General features: G+C 71.0%; 11 protein-coding genes and 1 pseudogene. 10 read left to right on the plus strand and 2 right to left on the minus strand.

Annotation, left to right across the window (positions count from 1 at the left end):
* Positions 1-59 precede the first annotated feature (59 nt).
* The 5 genes from ACFVYX_RS11730 to ACFVYX_RS11750 are packed head-to-tail and all read left to right on the plus strand — an operon-like array spanning position 60 to position 6,845.
* Positions 60-1,919 carry a non-ribosomal peptide synthetase gene (locus tag ACFVYX_RS11730; RefSeq protein ID WP_389681160.1) on the plus strand — a complete coding sequence of 620 codons (1,860 nt, stop codon included), beginning with the start codon at positions 60-62 and terminating at the stop codon, positions 1,917-1,919.
* On the plus strand, positions 1,916-3,847 hold the full coding sequence (locus tag ACFVYX_RS11735; RefSeq protein WP_389681161.1) for a B12-binding domain-containing radical SAM protein: 1,932 nt from the start codon (positions 1,916-1,918) through the stop codon (positions 3,845-3,847). The genes ACFVYX_RS11730 and ACFVYX_RS11735 overlap by 4 nt, the downstream gene beginning before the upstream one ends.
* A complete protein-coding gene (locus ACFVYX_RS11740; RefSeq protein ID WP_389681162.1) occupies positions 3,837-4,991 on the plus strand; it encodes an acyl-CoA dehydrogenase family protein in 1,155 nt (384 codons plus the stop codon). The genes ACFVYX_RS11735 and ACFVYX_RS11740 overlap by 11 nt, the downstream gene beginning before the upstream one ends.
* Positions 4,992-5,016: 25 nt before the next feature.
* Positions 5,017-6,033: an ornithine cyclodeaminase family protein gene (locus tag ACFVYX_RS11745; RefSeq protein ID WP_389681163.1), complete on the plus strand. Its 1,017-nt coding sequence runs from the start codon at positions 5,017-5,019 to the stop codon at positions 6,031-6,033.
* A gap of 20 nt (positions 6,034-6,053) precedes the next feature.
* Positions 6,054-6,845 carry a thioesterase II family protein gene (locus tag ACFVYX_RS11750; protein ID WP_389681164.1) on the plus strand — a complete coding sequence of 264 codons (792 nt, stop codon included), beginning with the start codon at positions 6,054-6,056 and terminating at the stop codon, positions 6,843-6,845.
* Positions 6,846-7,710: 865 nt separating this feature from the next.
* Here ACFVYX_RS11750 and ACFVYX_RS11755 read toward each other — a convergent pair.
* Positions 7,711-8,358 (minus strand): annotated as a pseudogene (locus tag ACFVYX_RS11755) (DUF4157 domain-containing protein); the annotation flags it as partial.
* Positions 8,359-8,683: 325 nt separating this feature from the next.
* Entirely contained in the window at positions 8,684-9,808 is a 1,125-nt protein-coding gene (locus tag ACFVYX_RS11760) for a YihY/virulence factor BrkB family protein (protein WP_073817326.1), read from the minus strand.
* Between the two features lie 17 nt (positions 9,809-9,825).
* Here ACFVYX_RS11760 and ACFVYX_RS11765 point away from each other — a divergent pair, with 17 nt between their 5' ends.
* From ACFVYX_RS11765 to ACFVYX_RS11785, 5 genes are all read left to right on the plus strand, one after another.
* Positions 9,826-11,484, plus strand: coding sequence for an acyl-CoA dehydrogenase family protein (locus ACFVYX_RS11765; RefSeq protein WP_389681165.1), 1,659 nt, complete (start codon positions 9,826-9,828; stop codon positions 11,482-11,484).
* A gap of 236 nt (positions 11,485-11,720) precedes the next feature.
* The gene (locus tag ACFVYX_RS11770; RefSeq protein ID WP_389681166.1) at positions 11,721-13,013 is read left to right on the plus strand and encodes a GAF domain-containing protein; all 1,293 of its coding nucleotides are present in this window, start codon (positions 11,721-11,723) and stop codon (positions 13,011-13,013) included.
* A 98-nt stretch (positions 13,014-13,111) separates the two neighbouring features.
* The gene (locus ACFVYX_RS11775) at positions 13,112-13,681 is read left to right on the plus strand and encodes a GNAT family N-acetyltransferase (protein WP_389681167.1); all 570 of its coding nucleotides are present in this window, start codon (positions 13,112-13,114) and stop codon (positions 13,679-13,681) included.
* A gap of 144 nt (positions 13,682-13,825) precedes the next feature.
* A complete protein-coding gene (locus tag ACFVYX_RS11780; protein WP_310591794.1) occupies positions 13,826-13,909 on the plus strand; it encodes a putative leader peptide in 84 nt (27 codons plus the stop codon).
* Between the two features lie 136 nt (positions 13,910-14,045).
* Positions 14,046-15,743, plus strand: a complete 1,698-nt coding sequence (locus ACFVYX_RS11785) for a nitrite/sulfite reductase (protein WP_389681168.1) — start codon at positions 14,046-14,048, stop codon at positions 15,741-15,743.
* The last annotated feature ends 85 nt before the right edge of the window (positions 15,744-15,828 follow it).

Below are 15,828 nucleotides of genomic sequence, written 5' to 3' on the forward strand. Positions count from 1 at the left end.
GCTCCCCATCACCCGATCACAGCAGGCGTGAGACCTGCGCACCCTCAGGAGGCAGTGGAGTGCTCAACGCAATCCCGGAAGCGCGCACTCCCCGGCTCGAACCACCGCCGCTCGTCCGCATGCTGGCCGAGCACGCGGGCCGGCGGCCCGGGGACGTGGCGGTCAAGGACGCGACGGGCGAGGTGCGTTACGCCGATCTGTGGGCCCGCGCGGTCGCCCTCGCGGAACGGCTGCGCTCGGCCCAGGTGGCGCGAGGGGACATCGTCGCGGTGTGCCTCGAGCGCTCGTCCGACGCCGTGACGGCCTGCGCCGGTGTGCTCGCCGCGGGTGCCGCGTACCTGCTCCTCGACCCGGACCAGCCGCGGGAGCGCGTGAGGGACCTGCTGGCGCGGAGCTCGGCCACGACCCTCGTGAGCCGGCCGGAGCACGTGCGGCGGTTGGGGCTCGAGGCGTACGACCCCGTGGACATCGGCGCGTTCCGTGCCGTCGTCGGCACCGGCACCGCCCCGCCCGCCCCGGTCGGGGAGCCGACCGGGGAGGACGCGTCGGCGGAGGCGGGGGACTCCCTCGCCTATGTGAACTTCACCTCGGGGTCGTCCGGCAGCCCCAAGGCCGTTCTGGTCGGTCACCGGGGGCTGCACAATCTCGTCGACTGGTACCGGGACCGCTATCGGGTCGGCCCCGGCGACCGGACGACCCAGCTCGCCCGGCCCATGTTCGACGCGTTCGTCCTGGAGACCTGGACGGCGCTGGCGGCCGGCGCGTCACTGCACATCGTGCCGTCCGAGGTGGTCACCGACCCCGAACGGCTGCGGGACTGGTTCTGCGCCGAGGAGATCACCGTCGCGTTCGTCCCCACGGGACTCGCCCAGCAGCTGTTCACGCTGGCCTGGCCCACTCGGGAGGCAGGCGGCACCCTGCGGGAACTCCTGGTCGGAGGCGACCGGCTGACGCGCCGGCCGCCCGCCTCGCTGCCCTTCCGCGTGCACAACAACTACGGACCCACGGAGAACACCGTGGTCGCCACCGTCGGCCTCGTCGAGCCGGAACCCTGTCCCGGCCTGCCGTCCATCGGCGAGCCGATCCCGGGTGTCACGGCCCATGTCCTGGACGCCGCGGGGGCGCCCGTCGCCGACGGGGAGCCCGGCCGGCTCCACCTCGGCGGCGTGGGGGTGGCCCTCGGCTATCTCGACGGCCACGGCGCCTCCCCCTTCCGGCCCGACCCGTGGGCCGAAGCTCCCGGCGCCCGCGTGTACGACACCGGCGACCGGGTCGTCCGCGACCCCGACGGCCGGCTCCACTACCTGGGCAGAGAAGACGACCAGGTGCAGATCCGCGGCTTCCGCGTCGAACCGGCCGAGGTCGAAGCGGCGCTGTGCGCCCACGAGGCGGTCGACTCGGCCGTGGTCGTCGCCACGGCCGAGGAGGAGCCCCGGCTGATCGCGTACGTGGTCCTGGCCGACGACACCGCCGAACCACGGGCGATCCGTGCGCGGCTCGCGGAGCGGCTGCCCGACCATCTGGTACCCGCTCTGGTCACCGCGGTGGCCGCGTTCCCGCTGACCTCACGGGGCAAGGTGGACCGGGCGGCACTCGCCGCGCGCCCGTTGAGCCCGGGGAGCACCGGCGAAGCGCGGGTGACCGAGCAGTCCGAGCCCGGCCCGCTGTCCCTGCTCTCCGCACTCTGGGCGGATGTGCTCGGCGTGCCCTCGGTCGCCCCGGACGACGACTTCTTCGAGATCGGCGGCGACTCCCTCCGGCTCATCCGCCTCGTCGGCAAGGCCCGTCGTGAAGGGCTGAAGCTCGACGCCGAGGACGTGTACACCCACCCCGTCCTGTCCGACCTCGCCCGTGCCGTCTCCCTGACGGAGCCGGGCGCCCCGGACACCCAGACCTCCCTGGAGGAGACCGCCCGGTGAGCACCGCCACACGTACAAGCAAGGTGACCCTCGTCGAGCTGTCGGTGTACGAGAACACCGTCCCGCTCGTCTCCGGCTACCTCCAGGCGTACGCGGTCCAGGACCCCGCCGTCGCCGAGGGCTGCGACTTCTCCTTCTTCGCCCGGGGGCTGTCCGAGGACCCGGACACGCTTCTCGCCGACCTGGTGGCGTGCGACAGCGACGTGTACGCGTTCAGCTGCTACATCTGGAACGCCGGCCTGGTGCGGCGGCTGCTCGCCGGACTCCTGGAGCGCCGCCCGAACGCCTGGTTCGTCCTGGGCGGCGCCCAGGTCATCAACCACGGCGAGGAGTACATCCCGGCCGGGGCCCGACGCGTCGTCGTCTGCAACGGAGAGGGCGAGCAGCCCTTCTACGAGTTCCTCCGCCAGGTCCTGCGGCCGGAGCCCGATCTCGCCGAGGTGTCCGGGGTGAGCTACCGCGCCCCGGACGGCGAGCTCGTGACCAATGAGAAGCCGCCCCGGCTGAAGACCCTGGACGACGTGCCGTCGCCGTTCGCGACCGGTCTGTTCGACGACGGCGAGTACACCTTCACCGTCCTGGAGACCAACCGCGGGTGTCCGTTCCACTGCGGCTTCTGCTTCTGGGGCGCGGCGACCAACTCCAAGGTGAACAAGTTCGAAGAGGAGCGGGTGCTCGGCGACATCCGATGGATCGCCGAGCACGGCGTGTCCAGCGTGTTCATCGCGGACGCCAACTGGGGTCTCTCGCCACGCGATGTGGAGCTCAGCCGTCACATCGTGCGCTGCAAGGAGGAGTTCGGCTTCCCCACATCGCTGGTGATCGCGGCGGCCAAGAACCGCCCCGAGCGGGTCGCGGAGATCACCGAGATCCTGGTCGGCGGCGGCCTGGTGACCAGCCAGCCGATCTCGCTGCAGACGGTCAACGACGAGGCGCTGGGGCTCATCGACCGGAAGAACATCCGTGAGTCCACGTACACCGACCTCCAGTCGAAGCTGAACGCGAAGGGCATCAGCTCCTTCATCGAGCTGATCTGGCCGCTGCCGGGCGAGACCCTGGAGTCGTTCAAGCGGGGTGTGGCGCGGTTGTGCCGCATGGAGGCCGACACCCTCACGGTCTATCCGCAGCTGCTGCTGCACAACACCGCGCTGTACGACCAGCGGGAGATCTTCGGCATCGAGACGGAGCGGGCCCCCGACCCCGTTGCCGAGGCGGATGTGGTCGTGGCCACCAAGTGGGTGAGCCGTGAGGAGTGCACGGCCGGAACCTGGTTCTACTACCTGGTGCAGAGCCTCTACAACGCCCGGGGCGCCTACTGGCTGGCGCGCTATCTCGACCGGTCGGGCATCGCCCCGTACGAGGACTTCTTCTCGGCGGCCACCGAGCACTGGCAGCGTTCGGAGAACGGGCTCAGCCGGTTCGTCGCCGATTCGGTGTCGACGGACGACCACTACGACCTGCTGAACATCGGCAAGGCGGCCCACCTCGTGCTGCACTCGCACCGGGAGGAGTTCGACCAGCTGTTGATCGACTTCGCCCGGAGCCAGGAGTGGTGGTCGGATCCCTCGGCACGCCTCGCCCTCGACCTGGACCTGGTCTCACGGCCGTACATCTACCGTGAGGCGGTACGGGCGCCCGGTGTCCCGCTGAGCGAGGCGCGGGTGGTGGAGGTCACCGACACCTCCCTGACGATCGCCGTTCCGGAGGCGGGCCAGGGGCTGCCGGCGGAGCTCGGCCTGCTTCCGTCCGATTCCGGCCCGGCCGCGCGTCTGCGGTTCGAGCACCCGGCCTACGGCAAGATGCCCGTCCCGCGCCGCCGGACGATGGAACAGAACGCCGGCTACTGCCATGTGATGATCCAGCGGCTGCGCACGCTGCTGCCCGTCTGCCGGGTCGGCGCCGGGGAGGGGGGCGGGAGTGCGGCGTGAGATATTCGGCCCGGACCACGAGGCGTTCCGCCGCACCGTCCGGGAGTTCGTCGCCCGCGAGGTCACTCCGAACCTGGCGGCGTGGGAAGCGGCCGGAGTCGTCGATCCGGCCGTCTGGCTGGCCGCGGGCCGGCAGGGGTTGCTCGCCCCCGACATGGACGCCGAGCACGGGGGCGGCGGCGTCGACGACTACCTGTACCACGTGGTCCGCACCGAGGAGCTGGCCCGGGCCGGGACGCTCAGCCCGGCGTTCAACCTGCACAGCGAGGTGGCGGGCGGGTACTTCGCACAGCTCGCCACGGCCGGGCAGAAGGCGCGCTGGCTTCCCGGGTTCTGCTCGGGAGAGCTGATCTCGACCGTCGCCATCAGCGAGCCCGAGGCGGGGAGTGACGTCGCCGCGATCCGTACGACCCTGACGGAGGCGGCGGACGGCACGTTCCGCCTCTCGGGGCGGAAGAGCTTCGTCACCCACGGTCTGCTCGCCGGGCTGATCATCGTCGCCGCGCTCGATCCGGCCGTCCGGAAGCCCGGAGGGCCGCCCGTCGCGACGCTGGTCGTGCTGCGGCCGCCGGCGCCGGGAGTCGAGGTCGGCCGCCCCATGGACAAGATCGGAATCCATTCGCTCGACACGGTCGAGCTGTCCTTCGACGACGTCCGCGTCGACCCTTCGGACATCCTCGGCCGGCGCGGACTCGGCTTTCTGTACCTGCTGCAGAACCTGCCCCGGGAGCGTCTGTCCATCGCGGTCACCTCCCTGGCACTGGCCGAACGGGTCTTCGAGGAGACGCTGGCGTACTGCGGGGACCGGGAGGCCTTCGGTCGTCCCATCGGCCAGTTCCAGTACAACCGCTTCCAGCTCGCGGAGATGGCGACCGCTCTGCGCGTGGCACGAGCCTTCACCGACCGCTGCGTGCTGGAACACAGCCGCGGGGAGCTCGAGGTGGACGAGGCGTCCATGGCCAAGTGGTGGAACTCCGAGCTCTGCAACGACGTCATCGGACGCTGTCTGCAACTGCACGGCGGCTACGGCTTCAGCTCCGAGTCGCTCGTCGGCCGGGCGTACACCCAGGCCAGGGTCCAGACGATCTACGGCGGTACCACGGAAGTCATGAAAGAGATCATCGGCCAGTCGCTGCCCCTCTAGGGCCGGGCCACGTCAGGAGTCAGCTGTGCTCACCGTCGACGCCGTCACCGTGCGCGACCTCTATCCGATGGCCCGGGCCGTCGAGGACATGCGCCGCGCCTTCACCGCGTTCAGCTCCGGCAGGGTTCGCCAGCCGCAGCGCACCCTCACCCCCGGCGACGCCGAGGGCGAGGTCCTCGCGACGATGCCCGCCCATGTTCCCCTGGGCGCCGGCTCCGGCCCCGGCGCGTTCGGGATCAAGGTGATCGCCGTCCAGCCCGGGAACATCGCCAGGGGACTCGATCCGCATGTCGGGGTCGTGCTGCTCCTCGACCCCGAGACCTGTGAGCCGATGGCGATGCTCGACGCCACGGTGATCACCGAGATCCGGACGGCCGCGGCCTCGGCGGTGGCGACCGACGTGCTCGCCCGGCCCGACGCGGAGGTGATCGCCGTCCTGGGCACCGGCGCCCAGGCACGGTCCCACATCGAGGCGGTGTCACTGGTACGTCGCCCCCGGGAGATCCGCGTATGGGGCCGCACAGCGGCGCACGCGCGGACGCTGGCCGCCGAGTACGCGGGCCGGCTGCCCGTGAGGGCGGTGCCCTCGGTGACCGAGGCGGTCGCCGGCGCCGACGTGGTCTCCACGGTCACCTCCAGCGCGGAGCCGGTCCTCGACGCCTCGCAGGTGCGGCCCGGAACCCACATCAACGCCGTCGGCGCGGTGTTCGCAGGACGGCGCGAACTCGCTTCGGACCTGGTCGAGCGGGCCCGGGTCCTGACGGACAGCCGGCAGTCGGCGCTCTCCGAGGCGGGCGACCTGCTGTTCCCCATGCGCGAGGGCCGCTTCGGCGAGGAGCACGTGCGAGGCGAGATCGGCGACGTGCTCATCGGCCGGTGCCCCGGCCGCACCACGGAGGACGACATCACGGTGTTCGAGTCGCTCGGGCTCGCGGTGCAGGACGTCGTCGCCGCCTGGAGCGTGTACGAGCGTGCCACGGCGGAAGGCCGTGGCACACGGGTCCGGCTGACGGGAACGGAACACGAAGGGACCGGACGATGAGCGGGGCGAAGGGAAACGGTGTGCGAGCCACCCCCTGGCTGGTGTGCCGGCACCGGCGGCCGGAGGCGCGGATACGGCTCTACTGCTTCCCGCACAGCGGTGGTTCGCCGGGCGAGTACGTGCGCTGGGCCGACGAACTCCCGGATGTCGAGGTACTGGGGGTGCAGCTGCCCGGACGGGGATCCCAGCTGATGGCCGAACCCCTGACGTCACTGCCCGACGTGCTGAGCCGGCTCCTGGACAGCGCGGTGTTCGAGCCGCCGTTCGCCTTCTTCGGGCACAGCATGGGGGGCCTCACCGCGTACGAGACGGCGCGGCGTCTGGCCGTCCTCGGCAGGCCCGTGCCGGAGTTCGTCATGGCCTCGGCCTGCACTCCGCCGGGGCACCCGCGGGACAACGGCCTGCGTCTGCTCCCGGACGCGGAGCTCCTGGCCGCGGTCGACGGCCGGTTCGGTGGCGGACTGCCCCCGGACCTCGGCGAGGACGACACCCTCCGCGGCCTGGTCATGCGGGCCATGCGCGCCGACATCACCCTGTCCGAGACGTACGAGCCCGTCCCGGGCCCGCCCTGGACCGGTCCGCTGCACGCGATCGGCGGGAAGCAGGACCTGCCCGCTGAGGTCCTGGCCCGCTGGGAGGACTCCACGACGGGCCCGTTCTCGTTGACGATGCTGCCCGGCGACCACTTCTACTTCCGTGATCCGGCGCAGGGGCGCTCGCTCCTCGGCCATCTGGCCGGACTGCTGGCCGAGGCGTCGGCTGTGACCCTGCCGCACGGCGGCGATGATGCGCTGGTAGTCCCACGGGAGTAGTTCCTCCTCCATTCCCGGTTCGTGGTGCGGGATCAGCATCACCTCGAACCGGGACAGCAGGTCGGCAAACACCTGCTTCTGAGCCGCATACGTGATCGGTACCAAGTCCAGATCAGTACTCATCAGCCAGTCGAACGGCACAACGGCGTCAGCGTGCCGCAGACGCACGTCAGTGGGAACCTGCCGCGACGGTACCGGGCCGTACCTTCGCCGTCGGCCAGGACAGGCGGCAGGCAATTCAGCGGAAGCTTTCACACAGGGGGTGAGGCGCAGGAGCTTCCGCTGCCACTTCCTGAGTCGCCACGCCCCCGCTGCGAGGTGCCTGTCAAGCGGCGTTGAGCTCGTTCAAGCGGGCGTCGACGGCTTCGATGGCCGGGGCCAGTGCCATGCCACTGCCTCCCACATGGATATCGATGAATACAATAGTGCCATCGGCCGTTATATAGCCCTGTGGGTCGGTCATCTTGAGGCGATTGGCCGTTTCGAGGTGCGCACGCATCTGAGTGAGCTTCGCTACGTCGTTGACGCCCTGCTCTGCCAGAGCGGCGGCGAACATTCCCTCACTCTTGGACAGTTGCCAGAACTTGCCGCTGACGAACTGGGAGCGTACGACACAGGCTGGCGTTCTCGTGCCGTTGTCCTCGACGATGATCTGGCGGCCTAGGTCCACCGCACCCGCTACTGGCAGCTGCGCACTCACCTTGGCGAGTGCCTTGGACAGCTGCTTGTACGCGGCGGGCTCCTTGCCGGGCTTGGTTCGGAATACTTTGTAGACGAACTCTCCACTCCTGTAGACGGTCGCCTCACGGCTTGTGGCCAATACCTCAAGCCCGGCGACAATCGGTTCATTGGCGACGTCCAGAGCGACTCGCTGGACGGCCGGTGTGGTTTCCGTGCCCCCCGCTACCTGTTGGACCGGCATTGCTGCCTTGCCCGACATCACTCGTGTGGCGTTGGCCTCCGCCTCCCGTTCGAACCGGTCGGAGGGGTCGGAGACCTTGAGACCCGAGCCGTTCTCGGTCCCGGCGACGGGACCCTGGCGTTGCTGGATGACGTGCGTCAGCTCATGCGCGAGGGTGTGCTTGTCCGCGCCGCCGTCGCCGATGACGACGTGGTTGCCGGAGGTGTAGGCACGGGCGCCGACTTCGGCCGCGGAGTCCTTGGCTGCGCCGTCCGTGTGGATACGGACCGCGGAGAAGTCCGCGCCGAGTCGAGACTCCATCTCGGTGCGGGTCGCGTCGTCGAGGGGTCGGCCGCCGCTGCGCAGGACGTCGTGGACGGCCGAGCGCTGCACGGCGGGCTGCTCGGTTCCACAGCCGGCGTTGTGCTGATGCTGCTCCTGCGCCCAGGCATGGCCCGCCGCCCGAAGCATCTGGACGACGGCCGCGTTGCCCGCGGTCGTCTGCAGAGCGAGGAGGCCCCTGGGCACACTGCCGCCTTGATCCCGTGTGCTGGCAGGTGTACGGGCGGGTTGCCTCCTGTCAGGAGTCTGAGCTTGCTCGTTGGCGTGCATCGGGTCCTCTCACGTACTGCTGACTCGGTCTGTATGCGGAGGCGCAAGCGTTCCAGATGGCACCAATGCTCTACTAATGCTTCTGCGGCCCGGCGCTACCGGAGCGTTACTGCACGCCTTCCAACCTGCTCGTGACGACCGCGCGTTGGAGCCCCGCACAACGACGCAGCTCCTGGTGGCCGGGTTGTCGACCAAGATCACCCTGCGTGACCGGTGGCGCCGGTGACCGCTCAGGCGCGACCGCGGCGCGCCGGAGCGGGAGGGCGGACGCGGGCGAGGGTCTCGGGGCCGTGGCCGAAGGCGTCCCTTCGTACGGTGCCGCCGGTCAGTCCTTCTCCCAGCCCGAGTGGAGGCGGGCCTTGACGTCGTCCGGGGGCAGGAACCTGGACCAGCGTTCGGGGAACTCGGAGGGCATGTCGGGGTCGTCCTCGTCGACGTCCTCCGCCTCGGCCCGCACCCGGGCGACGAGTTCCGCGGCCTGGACGGCGCGGGCCCGTTCGTTCGCCTCGCGGGCCGCGGCCGTGGCGACGGAGGGCCACACGCGGTCGATGGCGGCGTTCACGGCGGCGCCGACCAGGACGGCGAAGGCCGAGATGCCGATCCAGAGGAGGACGGCGATGGGGGCCGCGAGGGAACCGTAGATCGTCGGCCCCTCCACCTGGCTGGTGAGGTAGATGCGCAGCAGGAAGCTGCCGAGGACCCACATGCCGAGTGCGACGAGGGCGCCGGGGATGTCCTCGATCCACGGCGATCTGACGGGCACGGACACGTGGTAGAGCGTGGTGAGGAAGGCGATGGAGAGCAGGATGACGGCCGGCCAGTAGAGGACGGCGACGACCTCCGTGCCGAAGGGGACGAGTTCGACGACCCGGTCGGGGCCGACGACCGCGAGGGGCAGCACGACCGCGCCGATGAGCAGGGCCACGAGGTAGAGCAGGAAGGCGAGGAGCCGGGTCTTCACGATGCCGCGGTGGCCGTCGAGCCCGTACATGACGGTGATGGTGTCGATGAAGACGTTCACCGCGCGCGAGCCGGACCAGAGGGCGATGGCGAAGCCGAGGGAGATCAGGTCGGCCCGTTTGCCCTGGGTGACGTCGTCCAGGATCGGTTTGGCGATGTCGTCGACGCCCCGGTCGGAGAGGACCGTTCCGGCGGCACGGAGGATGTTCTCCTGGATGCTCGCCACGGTGTCCGTGTTGGTCCAGTCGTCGGCGTAGCCGAGGAGGGCGATCAGACCGAGGAGCAGGGGCGGCAGGGACAGCAGGGTGAAGAACGCCGCCTCGGCGGCGAGGCCGAGGATCCGGTACTCGATGCACGAGTTGACGGTGTCCTTGAGGAGCAGCCAGACCATCTTCCGCTTCGAGACGTTGCGGTAGAGGACGCGCGCGCGGTGGAGCCTGCTCCAGGGCCGCCGCTCGGGCCGTTCGGGTGTTTCGCTTGCTGCCTGCACCTGCTTACCGTATCGGCATGACAGCGACCACCCACAACGTGACCAACCAGGCTCCGCCCCTGGTGGGGCATGACGTCTTCAGCAGTGACCGGGTGCTGGCGGAGGCGGTCGAGCGGCATCTCGCGCCGGAGCTCCTCGACGAGTCCCGCGGCGACCTCGGGGTCCTCGGCAAGGCGGCCGGTTCGGGGCAGATGGCGAAGTGGGGCGAACGGGCGAACGCGAACCCGCCGCGGCTGCTCACCCACGACCGGTACGGCCACCGGATCGACGAGGTCGAGTTCGATCCGGCCTGGCACCGGCTCCTCGGCAAGTCGGTGGGGGCGGGGCTCACCGACGCGTGGGGCCGTCCGGGTGGACATGTGCGGCGGGCCGCCGGGTTCTTCGTGGTGTCCCAGGTGGAGGCGGGGCACGGCTGCCCGCTGTCGATGACGCACGCGGCGGTCCCCGCGCTGCGCGTCGAGCCCGAGCTCGCGGAGGTGTGGGAACCGGCGGCCACCTCCCATGTGTACGAGTGGGGACTCGTTCCGGTCGCCGAGAAGGCCGGGGCGCTGCTCGGGATGGGCATGACGGAGAAGCAGGGCGGCAGCGACGTCCGGACGAACACGACGGAGGCACGCCCGCTGGCTGCCGACGGGGAGTACGTCCTGACGGGGCACAAGTGGTTCTGTTCGGCGCCGATGTCGGACGCCTTCCTTGTCCTGGCACAGGCCCCGGGGGGTCTCACCTGCTTCCTGGTGCCGCGGGTGCTGGCGGACGGCTCGCGGAACGCCTTCGCGCTCCAGCGCCTCAAGGACAAATTGGGCAACCGTTCGAACGCCTCCGCCGAGGTGGAGTTCGACGGGACGACCTGGGCGCGCCGGGTCGGCGAGGAGGGGCGCGGTCTTCGCACGATCATGGGCATGGTGGCGGCGACCCGGCTCGACTGCGTCCTCGGCTCGGCGGCGCTGATGCGGCAGGCGGTGGCACAGGCCGTGCACCACTGTGCGTACCGCAGGGCCTTCGGCGGGCTGCTGATCGAGAAGCCGCTGATGCGGAACGTGCTGGCCGATCTGGCGATCGAGTCGGAGGCGGCGACAGCCCTCGGCATGCGTCTCGCAGCGGCCTACGACGCCGGCGAGGCCGGCGGCGGCAGCGAGGCCGAGCAGGAGCGGGCCCTGCTGCGTATCACCGTTCCCGCGGCGAAGTACTGGGTGACGAAGCGGTGTACGCCGATGGTGGCGGAGGCGCTGGAGTGCCTGGGCGGCAACGGGTACGTGGAGGAGTCGGGGATGCCCCGGCTGCTGCGGGAGTCGCCGCTCAACTCGGTCTGGGAGGGCTCGGGGAACGTACAGGCCCTCGACGTGGTCCGGGTGCTGCGCACCGAGCCCGCCGCCCTCGACGCGTTCCTGCGGGAGGTGGGGGCGGCGCGGGGCGCGGACCACCGGCTCGACCGGGCGATCCGCGGGCTCCTGGTGGAACTGGCGGACATGGAGGGGATCGAGGCGCGGGCGCGGCGGCTCACGGAGCGGCTCGCGCTGGTGCTGCAGGGCGCGCTCCTCGTGCGGTGGGCACCGCCGGAGGTCGCGGACGCGTTCTGCGCGGCGCGGCTCGGCGGGGACGGCGGGGCGGCCTTCGGAACGCTGCCGCACACCCTGGATCTGCGGACGGTGGTGGAGCGGGCGCGGGTGGAGATCTGACCGCAGGGGGTCGGTACGCGCGGAGAAGCGGGGGTGGTGCTGCGCCGACACGGCACCACCCACCGCTCGCACCACCTTCGCCCAGGGGACCGGTGGCCGACCAGAGTTGCAAAGGGTTGCAGGATTGCCCGAACCGGGCCTCGCCGGGCGGTCCCGAACGGCACGATGGGCACCGACACTCCGGACATCTGCCCTAGGCGGAACCGATACAGCACCCGGGTGGCTGGGAGAGACCGATGAACAACACGCAGCTCGACATGAAACGCCTCGCCGCCATGGACGCCGCCCAGGCCACCCGGCTGCTCCACCGGGTGCGCGAGGCGACCCTGGCCGGCCGCACGCCTCCGATCGCGCCCCGTCCGGTGATCGACGCCTCCTGGCAGCGGATGGCACGGCTGGGGCTCGACCCCGACCAGGGCACGAACAGTGTGCTGCTCCAGCGGGACGAGCTGGAGGAACGGCGACGGTCGACGCTCCTCTCCGAGGTCATGCAGACGCTGAGCGGCGGACTCGCCGGCATCGCCGACACCTCGCTCCAGATCATGGTCGTCACCGACGAGCACGGCCGGGTGCTGTGGCGGCAGGGGAACGCGTCGGTGATGCGGCAGGCCAACGGCATCTGTCTGGAGGAGGGCGCGGCCTGGACCGAGCACACGACCGGCACCAACGCGGTCGGCACGGCCCTCGCCATGGGCCGGGCGGTGCAGGTGCATTCCGCCGAGCACTACGTCCACACCCTCCACAACTGGACCTGCGCCGCCGCGCCCGTGCACGACCCGCGTGACCGCCGGCTGCTCGGCATCCTGGACGTGAGCGGCCCGGCGTCCACCTTCCATCCGGCGATGCTGGCCCTGGTCGACTCGGTGGCCCAGCTCGCCGAGGCCGAGATGCGGGAGCGGCACCGGAGGTCGGTCGAGCGGCTGCGGGCGGTGGCCGCGCCGATCCTGTGCCGGGTGGGCGGCCGGGCCGTCGCTGTGGACGCCCACGGCTGGACGGCGGCGGTCATCGGGATGGCTCCGGTGGACCGGATCCCGCTGCCGAAGTCGTTCCGGTCCGGCCGGCTGTGGCTGCCCTCGCTCGGGGTGTGCGCGGTGGAGCCGCTGCCGGGGGGCTGGATGCTGCGGGTCGAGGAGGAGGCGCGGGCCTTGGAGCCGGGGGCGGAGGCGGCGAGCCGGGTGGTCCTGGACCTGAGCCGGCCGCGCCGCTGGACGGTGTCCGTCTCGGGGGCGGCGGGCAGCTGGCAGCAGGAGCTGAGCCCCCGGCACGCGGAGCTCCTCTATGTACTGGCGGCGCACCCGGGCGGGCGGACGGCGGCGGAGCTGGCGGACGACGTGTTCGGGGACCGTACGCGCACGGTGACCGTACGGGCGGAGATGTCCCGGGTGCGCCGGAACCTGTCCGGTGTCCTGGCGCACCGCCCGTACCGCTTCCGCGAGGAGGTCGCGGTGGAGGTCCTGCGCCCGGAGCCCCCGGCGGACCTGCTGCCCCACTCGCTGGCGCCGGCGATCAGGGGCGGGCGAGCCGGGTGACGCCCCGCGGTGTCCAGCATGCGGACGGCCGTCTTTCCACAGCGCCCGGAGACAGGGCCGCTCTGGGAATCCGTCGCTCCGCATGATGCGATGACCCTATGAGCATCACTCTCACCACCTGGTCCCTCGAACAGACCTCCCCGTCCGACCTGCGCCCCGCCGCCCCGCCGGAGGGCGACGACGTGACCGTCCGGCGCGCCGAGGTGCCCTCGCCGGAGTTCAGCCGCTTCCTCTACACGGCGGTCGGCGGCGACATCCGCTGGGCCGACCGGCTGTCGCTGACCTACAAGCAGTGGCAGGAGATCGTCGAGAAGCCGGGCGCCGAGATCTGGGTGGCGTACGACAAGGGGACTCCGGCCGGGTACGTGGAGCTGGACCCGCAGGACGACGGCACGGTGGAGATCGTCTACTTCGGCCTGATCCCGGCCTTCCGAGGCCGCGGGATCGGCGGCCACCTCCTCTCGTACGGGGTGGCCCGGGCCTGGGACCTGGCCGAGCGCTGGCCGGGGCGGGAGGCGACGAAGCGGGTCTGGCTGCACACCTGCTCCCTGGACGGTCCGCACGCGATGGCCAACTACGAGCGGCGCGGCTTCCGGCTGTTCGACACGAAGGTGGAGCGGGTCGAGGAGAGCGAGGCCCCGGGCCCGTGGCCCGGCGCTCACTCCTGAGCCCGCGCCGAAGAGCCGTGAAGGGGCCCTGATCAGGGCCCCTTTCGCGTGACCCACACCACACCGTCTCGCCAGACGAGACGACTATGTCCGCATTCTGGACGATGCTGGACTGGGTCCAAACTCCCGTGACACGCTTCCGTCATGTCTGGAACTGGAATTGCCTTGGTGAGTCGGCGGCACGTCGACCTCGGCCGCATGTCCAGCGCCATCTGTCCGGCGCGCTGAGAGAACCAGCACCGCCGCGATCACCTTTCAGCACGACTCTGCCCCGCCCTGCTGCGCACTGACGCGCCACCCTCTGACCTGAGCGCCAGTGTGCAGGTCAGAGCCGCCCTCTCGCAGTCCCGAAGGACAAGACGCCATGGCCGCCACCCCGGAAAACCCCACTCCCGCCGCCGCCCGCCGCAAGGCCGGACGCCACCGTGGCGAGGGTCAGTGGGCCGTGGGGCACTTCACCCCCCTGAACGGCAATGAGCAGTTCAAGAAGGACGACGACGGTCTCAACGTACGGACACGTATTGAGACGGTCTACTCGAAGCGCGGATTCGACTCCATCGACCCCAATGACCTGCGCGGACGCATGCGCTGGTGGGGCCTCTACACCCAGCGCAAGCAGGGTCTCGACGGCACCAAGACGGGCGTCCTGGAGCCGGAGGAGCTGGACGACGAGTACTTCATGCTCCGCGTCCGCATCGACGGCGGCCGGCTGACCACCGAGCAGCTGCGCGTGATCGGCGAGATCTCCGAGGAGTTCGCCCGGGGCACGGCCGACATCACCGACCGGCAGAACGTCCAGTACCACTGGATCCGCATCGAGGACGTCCCCGAGATCTGGAACCGCCTGGAGGCGGTCGGCCTGTCCACCACGGAGGCCTGCGGCGACACCCCGCGTGTCATCCTCGGCTCCCCCGTGGCGGGCATCGCCGAGGACGAGATCATCGACGGCACGCCCGCCATCGACGAGATCTACCGGCGGATCGTCGGCAACAAGGACTTCTCCAACCTGCCCCGCAAGTTCAAGTCCGCGGTCTCCGGCTCGCCGCAGCTCGACGTGGCGCACGAGATCAACGACATCGCGTTCGTCGGCGTCGACCACCCGGAGCACGGCCCCGGCTTCGACGTCTGGGTCGGCGGCGGTCTCTCCACCAACCCCAAGCTCGGCGTCCGCCTCGGCACCTGGGTCTCCCTCGACGAGGTCCCGGACGTCTACGAGGGCGTCATCTCGATCTTCCGCGACTACGGCTACCGCCGGCTGCGCAACCGCGCCCGGCTGAAGTTCCTCGTCGCCGACTGGGGCCCGGAGAAGTTCCGCCAGGTCCTGGAGGACGAGTACCTCAAGCGGAAGCTGACCGACGGCCCCGCTCCCGAGCAGCCCGCCGGCCAGTGGCGCGACCACATGGGCGTGCACCGCCAGAACGACGGCCGCTTCTACATCGGCTTCGCCCCGCGCGTGGGCCGGGTCGACGGTGCCACCCTGACCAAGATCGCCGGCCTGGCCGAGCAGCACGGCTCCGGCCGGCTGCGCACCACCGCGGACCAGAAGCTGATCCTCCTCGACGTCGAGGAGGGACAGGTCGACTCGGCGGTCGCCGCCCTGGAGGCGCTCGACCTGCGGGTGAACCCGACCCCGTTCCGGCGCGGCACGATGGCCTGCACGGGCATCGAGTTCTGCAAGCTCGCGATCGTCGAGACCAAGGCACGGGGTGCCTCGCTCATCGACGAACTGGAGCGCCGGATCCCGGAGTTCGACGAGCCGCTGACGATCAACATCAACGGCTGCCCGAACGCCTGCGCCCGCATCCAGGTCGCGGACATCGGCCTCAAGGGCCAGCTGGTCCTGGACGACGAGGGCAACCGCGTCGAGGGCTACCAGGTGCACCTGGGCGGCGCCCTCGGCCTGGAGGCCGGCTTCGGCCGCAAGGTCCGCGGCCTCAAGGTCACCGCGGACGAGCTCCCCGACTACGTCGAGCGGGTCCTCAAGCGCTTCCAGGCGGAGCGCGAGACCGGCGAGCGCTTCGCGACCTGGGCGTCCCGCGCCTCCGAGGAGGCGCTCTCGTGAGCGACGCACGCGCGGCCGCCGGGCCGCGGACGACAGCGAAAGCCGCACCTCTGCGCCGCGCGGGCGGAGAAGCGAACAAGGAGGC

Origin of the sequence: Streptomyces sp. NPDC058326 (assembly GCF_042879855.1) — a bacterium.
GTDB lineage: Bacteria > Actinomycetota > Actinomycetes > Streptomycetales > Streptomycetaceae > Streptomyces.